This is a genomic window from Variovorax sp. KBW07, assembly GCF_003852515.1.
In the GTDB taxonomy this organism is placed as follows: Bacteria; Pseudomonadota; Gammaproteobacteria; order Burkholderiales; family Burkholderiaceae_C; genus Variovorax.
On the sequence record NZ_QAJK01000149.1, the window covers coordinates 1 to 6,112 of the forward strand.

Annotated in this window: 5 protein-coding genes; 4 read left to right on the top strand and 1 reads right to left on the bottom strand. The window is 65.9% G+C overall.

The features are described 5' to 3' along the window. Window positions 1-190 precede the first annotated feature (190 nt). The 4 genes from boxC to DBV14_RS27145 all read left to right on the top strand — a co-directional run bounded on the left by boxC (window position 191) and on the right by DBV14_RS27145 (window position 5,218). On the top strand, window positions 191-1,867 hold the full coding sequence (gene boxC / locus DBV14_RS27130; RefSeq protein ID WP_124464004.1) for a 2,3-epoxybenzoyl-CoA dihydrolase: 1,677 nt from the start codon (window positions 191-193) through the stop codon (window positions 1,865-1,867). 48 nt (window positions 1,868-1,915) lie between these two features. Beyond that, complete coding sequence (gene boxB / locus DBV14_RS27135) at window positions 1,916-3,343, top strand: benzoyl-CoA 2,3-epoxidase subunit BoxB (RefSeq protein WP_124464006.1); 1,428 nt, start codon at window positions 1,916-1,918, stop codon at window positions 3,341-3,343. Between the two features lie 125 nt (window positions 3,344-3,468). Then, complete coding sequence (boxA, locus tag DBV14_RS27140; protein ID WP_124464008.1) at window positions 3,469-4,767, top strand: benzoyl-CoA 2,3-epoxidase subunit BoxA; 1,299 nt, start codon at window positions 3,469-3,471, stop codon at window positions 4,765-4,767. Window positions 4,768-4,777: 10 nt separating this feature from the next. Further along, the gene (locus DBV14_RS27145) at window positions 4,778-5,218 is read left to right on the top strand and encodes a MaoC family dehydratase (protein ID WP_124464010.1); all 441 of its coding nucleotides are present in this window, start codon (window positions 4,778-4,780) and stop codon (window positions 5,216-5,218) included. A gap of 120 nt (window positions 5,219-5,338) precedes the next feature. Here DBV14_RS27145 and DBV14_RS27150 read toward each other — a convergent pair whose 3' ends face one another. Next, complete coding sequence (locus DBV14_RS27150; protein WP_124464012.1) at window positions 5,339-5,875, bottom strand: adhesin; 537 nt, start codon at window positions 5,873-5,875, stop codon at window positions 5,339-5,341. Window positions 5,876-6,112 lie beyond the last annotated feature (237 nt).

Sequence of the window (6,112 nt, forward strand, 5' to 3'; positions counted from 1 at the left end):
GAGGGAAGCACCCGGTGTCCTGTGCACTCCCCAAGAACGCCCCCGCACCCAAGCAGTGAAACCTGAAAAAAACCATAACAGGCATTGACTTGCCTGTTTGCATGCAGCATGATGCATGTCATCGGAGCAAGAAAGTGCATTATCTTTCCTGTTCACGGTTTCCGAACACAGCCCCACAGGAGACGTCAGCATGACAGACACCACCACGCTCCAGGCGCCTGCGCGCGTCGACTACCGCACAGCACCCGACCAGTACCGCCACTGGTCCCTCAGCTTCGACGGCGCCATTGCGCGCCTCGTGCTCGACATCGCCGAAGACGGCGGCATTCGGCCCGGCTACAAGCTCAAGCTCAACAGCTACGACCTCGGCGTGGACATCGAGCTCAACGACGCGCTCAACCGCGTGCGCTTTGAGCATCCTGAAGTGCGCAGCGTCATCGTCACCAGCGGCAAGGACCGCATCTTCTGCTCGGGCGCCAACATCTTCATGCTCGGCGTTTCGGGCCACGCGTGGAAGGTCAACTTCTGCAAGTTCACCAACGAAACGCGCAACGGCATCGAAGACTCGTCGAAGCACTCGGGCCTGAAGTTCCTCGCGGCCGTGAACGGCGCCTGCGCCGGCGGCGGCTACGAGCTGGCACTGGCCTGCGACGAGATTTTGCTGGTGGACGACCGCTCCTCGGCCGTGTCGCTGCCCGAAGTGCCGCTGCTCGGCGTGCTGCCCGGCACCGGCGGCCTGACCCGCGTGACCGACAAGCGGCACGTGCGGCACGACCTTGCCGACATCTTCTGCACCAGCGTCGAAGGCGTGCGCGGCCAGCGCGCGGTCGACTGGCGCCTGGTCGATGCTGTGGCCAAGCCCGCGCAGTTTGCTGCCGCCGTGCAGGACCGCGCTTCGCAACTCGCCGCCGGCAGCGATCGCCCCGCGAGCGGCAAGGGCGTGACGCTCACGCGCCTGGAGCGCACCGACAGCGCCGACGGCATCAGCTACGCGCACGTCGACGTGCAGATCGACCGCAGCAAGCGCACCGCCACGATCACTGTGAAGGCGCCCACCGGCGCGCAGCCGTCCGACATTGCCGCCATCGAAGCCGCGGGCGCCGCCTGGTGGCCGCTCGCGATGTGCCGCCAGCTCGACGACGCCATCCTCAACCTGCGCACCAACGAACTCGACATCGGCACCTGGCTGCTCAAGACCGAAGGCGATGCCGCCGCGGTGCTCGCATCCGATGCCGTGATGCTGGCCAACAAAGACCACTGGCTGGTGCGCGAAACCATCGGCGCGCTGCGCCGCACGCTGGCGCGCCTCGACGTGTCGTCGCGCAGCCTGTTCGCGCTGGTCGAAGCCGGTTCGTGCTTTGCGGGCACGCTGGCCGAGCTGGCCTTCGCGGCCGACCGCACCTACATGCTGGCGCTGCCCGACGATGCCGAGCGCGCGCCGAAGCTGGTGCTCGATGAATTCAACTTCGGCTTCTTCCCGATGGTGAACGACCAGAGCCGCCTGCAACGCCGCTTCTATGAAGAAGCCGCGCCGCTCGACGCCGCGCGCGCCGCGGCCGGCAAGCCGCTCGACGCCGACGAAGCACTGAAGCTCGGCCTGGTCACTGCCGCGCCCGACGACATCGACTGGGACGACGAGATCCGCATTGCCATCGAAGAGCGTGCCGCCATGTCGCCCGATGCGCTCACCGGCCTCGAAGCCAACCTGCGCTTCGCCAGCAAGGAAAACATGGCGACCCGCATCTTCGGCCGGCTCACCGCCTGGCAGAACTGGATCTTCAACCGCCCCAACGCCGTCGGCGAAAAGGGCGCGCTCAAGGTCTATGGCACCGGCGAGAAGGCCGGCTTCGACATGAACCGCGTCTGATCACGCACAGCAAGCAATCAAGCAGTCCGAACAACCCAAGGAACAACGATGAGCACGATCAACTACAGCGAGAAGATCCCCAACAACGTCAACCTCGGCGAAGACCGCACGCTGCAGCGCGCGCTCGAAGGCTGGCAGCCCAACTTCATCAACTGGTGGGACGACGTGGGCCCCGAAGGCTCGACCAACCACGACGTGTACCTGCGCACCGCGGTGAGCGTCGATCCGCAAGGCTGGGCCCAGTTCGGCCACGTGAAGATGCGCGACTACCGCTGGGGAATTTTCCTGAACCCGGGCGATGCCAACCGCGAGATCCACTTCGGCGACCACAAGGGCGAGAAGGCCTGGCAGGACGTGCCCGGTGAACACCGCGCCAACCTGCGCCGCATCATCGTGACGCAGGGCGATACCGAGCCCGCGTCGGTCGAGCAGCAACGCCACCTGGGCCTGACCGCGCCGTCGATGTACGACCTGCGCAACCTGTTCCAGATCAACGTGGAAGAAGGCCGCCACCTGTGGGCCATGGTCTACCTGCTGCAGAAGCACTTCGGCCGCGACGGCCGCGAAGAAGCCGATGCACTGCTGCAGCGCACCTCGGGCGACGAGAACAACCCGCGCATCCTGGGTGCCTTCAATGAACGCACGCCCGACTGGCTCGCGTTCTTCATGTTCACGTACTTCACCGACCGCGACGGCAAGTTCCAGCTGTCGGCGCTGGCCGAAAGCGCGTTCGATCCGCTGGCGCGCACCACCAAGTTCATGCTGACCGAAGAGGCGCACCACATGTTCGTGGGCGAGAGCGGCGTGTCGCGCGTCATTGCGCGCACCGCGCAGGTCATGAACGAGCTGAAGACCGACGACGTGCAGAAGATCCGCGCCGCGGGCTGCATCGACCTGGGCACCATCCAGCGCTATTTGAACTTCCACTACAGCGTGACCATCGACCTGTTCGGTGCCGACCAGTCGAGCAACGCCGCCATCTTCTACAGCTCGGGCCTCAAGGGCCGCTACGAAGAAGGCAAGCGAGGCGACGACCACATCCTCAAGGGCCAGACCTACAAGGTGCTCGAGGTGAAGGACGGCCAGCTTGTCGAGAAAGACGTGCCGATGCTCAACGCGCTCAACGAAGTGCTGCGCGACGACTTCATCAAGGACTCGGTGGCCGGCGTCGGCCGCTGGAACAAGGTGCTGGAAAAGGCCGGCATCCCGACCCGCCTGGCCGTGCCGCACAAGGCCTTCAACCGCCAGATCGGCGCGCTCGCCGGCATCAAGATGTCGCCCGAAGGCCGCGTGGTGAACGACATCGAATGGGCCGCCAAGCGCGACGAATGGCTGCCGAGTTCCGAAGACTTCGCTTTCGTGGCATCGTTGATGGGCCGCGTGGTCGAGCCAGGCAAATTCGCCGGCTGGATTTCGCCGCCGGTGATGGGCATCAACCGCCAGCCGGTCGATTTCGAGTACGTGCGTTTCGGCTGATTTGGCTATTACTCCCTCTCCCCTCGGGGAGAGGGCTGGGGTGAGGGTAGGCGGCGTCCCCACGACAAGCTGCTTCCCCCTCACCCTGACCCTCTCCCCAAGGGGAGAGGGAAAAGGAGAACAACATGGACATGGCCGTTGAAGCCGGGGTCATCAAGCAGCACCTGATCGACCCCGAGATCTGCATTCGCTGCAACACCTGCGAGGCCACCTGCCCCGTCAACGCGATCACGCACGACGACAACAACTATGTCGTGCGGGCCGACGTCTGCAATGGCTGCATGGCCTGCATCTCGCCGTGCCCGACGGGCTCGATCGACAACTGGCGCACCATGCCGCTGGTGCGCGCGTACACCATCGAAGAACAGCTCACCTGGGAAGAACTGCCCGCCGAGCTGACGCCCGAGCAGCTCGAAGCCGCCGGCGTTTCCGCCGAAGCGGCAGGCGACCCGGCCGCCGCCGCGCCCGCACTGACGCAAGCACAGGCACAAGCCCAGGCCGCCATCGATCCCGCCGAAGCCGTCTTCAACTCCGCGCAGTACGGCGCCACCGTGCCGCCCTGGTCGGCCGCGCACGCCTACACCAACCTCTTTCCGCCGAAGACCCCGACCACCGCCACCGTGGTCGGCAACTTCAACTGCACCGAGGCCGGCTTCGACAGCGAGACCCACCACATCGTGCTCGACTTCGGCGTGGTGCCTTTCCCCGTGCTCGAAGGCCAGTCGATCGGCATCGTGCCGCCCGGCGTCGACGCCATCGGCAAGCGCCACCATGCGCGCCAGTACTCGGTGGCCAGCCCGCGCAACGGCGAGCGGCCCGGCTACAACAATGTGTCGCTCACCGTGAAGCGCGTGACCGAGGACCACGAAGGCGACCCCGTGCGCGGCGTGTGCTCCAACTATGTGTGCGACCTGAAGGTCGGCGACACGGTGCAGGTGGTTGGGCCCTTCGGCGCTTCGTTCCTGATGCCGAACCACCCCAGGTCGCACATCGTGATGATCTGCACCGGCACCGGCAGCGCCCCCATGCGCGCCATGACCGAATGGCGTCGGCGCCTGCGCAAGAGCGGCAAGTTCGAAGGCGGCAAGCTGCTGCTGTTCTTCGGTGCGCGCACCCAGCAGGAGCTGCCGTACTTCGGCCCGCTGCAGTCGCTGCCCAAGGACTTCATCGACATCAACCTCGCGTTCTCGCGCACGCCCGGCCAACCCAAGCGCTACGTGCAGGACCTCATGCGCGAGCGCGCCGCCGACCTGGCCATGCTGCTGAAAGACGGCGGCAGCCACTTCTATGTGTGCGGCCTGAAGAGCATGGAAGAGGGCGTGGTGCTTGCGCTGCGCGACGTGGCGAAGGAAGCGGGGCTCGACTGGGACACCGTGGGCGCCGCGCTGAAACGCGAAGGCCGCCTGCACCTCGAAACGTACTAAGCTGCGGCGAATGAAGTTCGCCGACTTCCATGCGGGCCAGGTCATCGAGGCCGGCCCCTACGTGCTCACCGAAACCGAGCTGCTGCAGTTCGCGCGGGCCTACGACCCGCAATGGTTTCACACCGACCCCGAAGCCGCGGCCGGCAGCCCTTTCGGCGGCTTGATCGCCAGCGGCTGGCACACCTGTTCGATCGCGATGCGGCTGGTGGTCGAGGCGGCGCTGGCCGGCTCGGAGTCTTTCGCCTCGCCGGGGATCGAGCATGTGCGCTGGCCCAACCCCGTGCGCCCCGGTGACGCGCTACGGCTCGTGGCCGACGTGATCGAAGTGCGGCGTTCCGAGAAGCGGCCCACACTCGGCATCTTGCGTTGGCGCTGGCGGCTGTTCAACCAGCGCGAGTTGACGGTGCTGGATGTGGAAGTCACCAGTCTCTTCAAGCTGCCGGCAGACTGACCGACTGACGCGCAAGACAAAAAGAAAAAACCCGCAACGCGCAAGCGCTGCGGGCTTTCTTTCATTCGGCCGCCTTTGCTTGCAGCCGAAGACCGGTCAACCGATCGATCGAAAGATCGATTACTTCGTGATGTCCACGGCGCTCGAGCCCTTGGCCTTGCCATTCGCCTTGGCGCCGATGCCCGATGGCTTCACCGCGCCGCCAGCCGAGCCCACGGCACCGGTCGCGCTGTTCAGCGTGCCGCCCACGGTGTTCGTGAGGCCACCTGCCGCACCGGTCGCACCGCCCACGGCACCTGTTGCACCGCCGACGGCGCCAGTGGCTCCACCGACCGTGCTGGTGGCGTTGCCCACGGCGCCTGTCGCACCGCCGAGCACACCGCCCACCGTGCCGCCCAGTCCGCCGGCCGCATTGCCGCCCGCTGCATTGCCGTCGGCCGATGTGCCCGCATTCACGGCGGTGCCGGCCTTGGCGCCCGCATTGCCTTGTGCTTCCACGGGTGCCGGTGCGGTCTTGACGGCGCCGGACGCATTGACATCGGCGTTCACGCCAACGCCCACACCGACGTTCTGTGCCTGGGCGAATCCGCTCACGGCAAGAAGGCCTGCGAGGAGGGCGCCGACGACGATGGACTTGTTGTGTTGTTGTTGCTTCATGGGTGACTGTTCCTTTCGTTTGAATGGTCACTGACTGACAAGAACCGGTTTGTGGCCAGTTCGGTCGCTACCGTGACCACTGCGGACGTTGTCGCCGTGTGCGGTTCGTTCGCTCTCGCTTGTGGGATGTGTCCGTCGTCGGAAATGCCATGTCGCGCGTTTGTGGCGCTTTTTGGGGCTGCTGTTTGGGAGCGGGTTCGGGTTCGTTCTTTGTGCGTGCACAGGACACCGGGTGCT

Coding starts and splice junctions, on each gene's coding strand:
- boxC (WP_124464004.1), top strand. CDS start 191: ATGACAGACACCACCACGCTCCAGGCGCCTGCGCGCGTCGACTACCGC.
- boxB (WP_124464006.1), top strand. CDS start 1,916: ATGAGCACGATCAACTACAGCGAGAAGATCCCCAACAACGTCAACCTC.
- boxA (WP_124464008.1), top strand. CDS start 3,469: ATGGACATGGCCGTTGAAGCCGGGGTCATCAAGCAGCACCTGATCGAC.
- DBV14_RS27145 (WP_124464010.1), top strand. CDS start 4,778: ATGAAGTTCGCCGACTTCCATGCGGGCCAGGTCATCGAGGCCGGCCCC.
- DBV14_RS27150 (WP_124464012.1), bottom strand. CDS start 5,875: ATGAAGCAACAACAACACAACAAGTCCATCGTCGTCGGCGCCCTCCTC.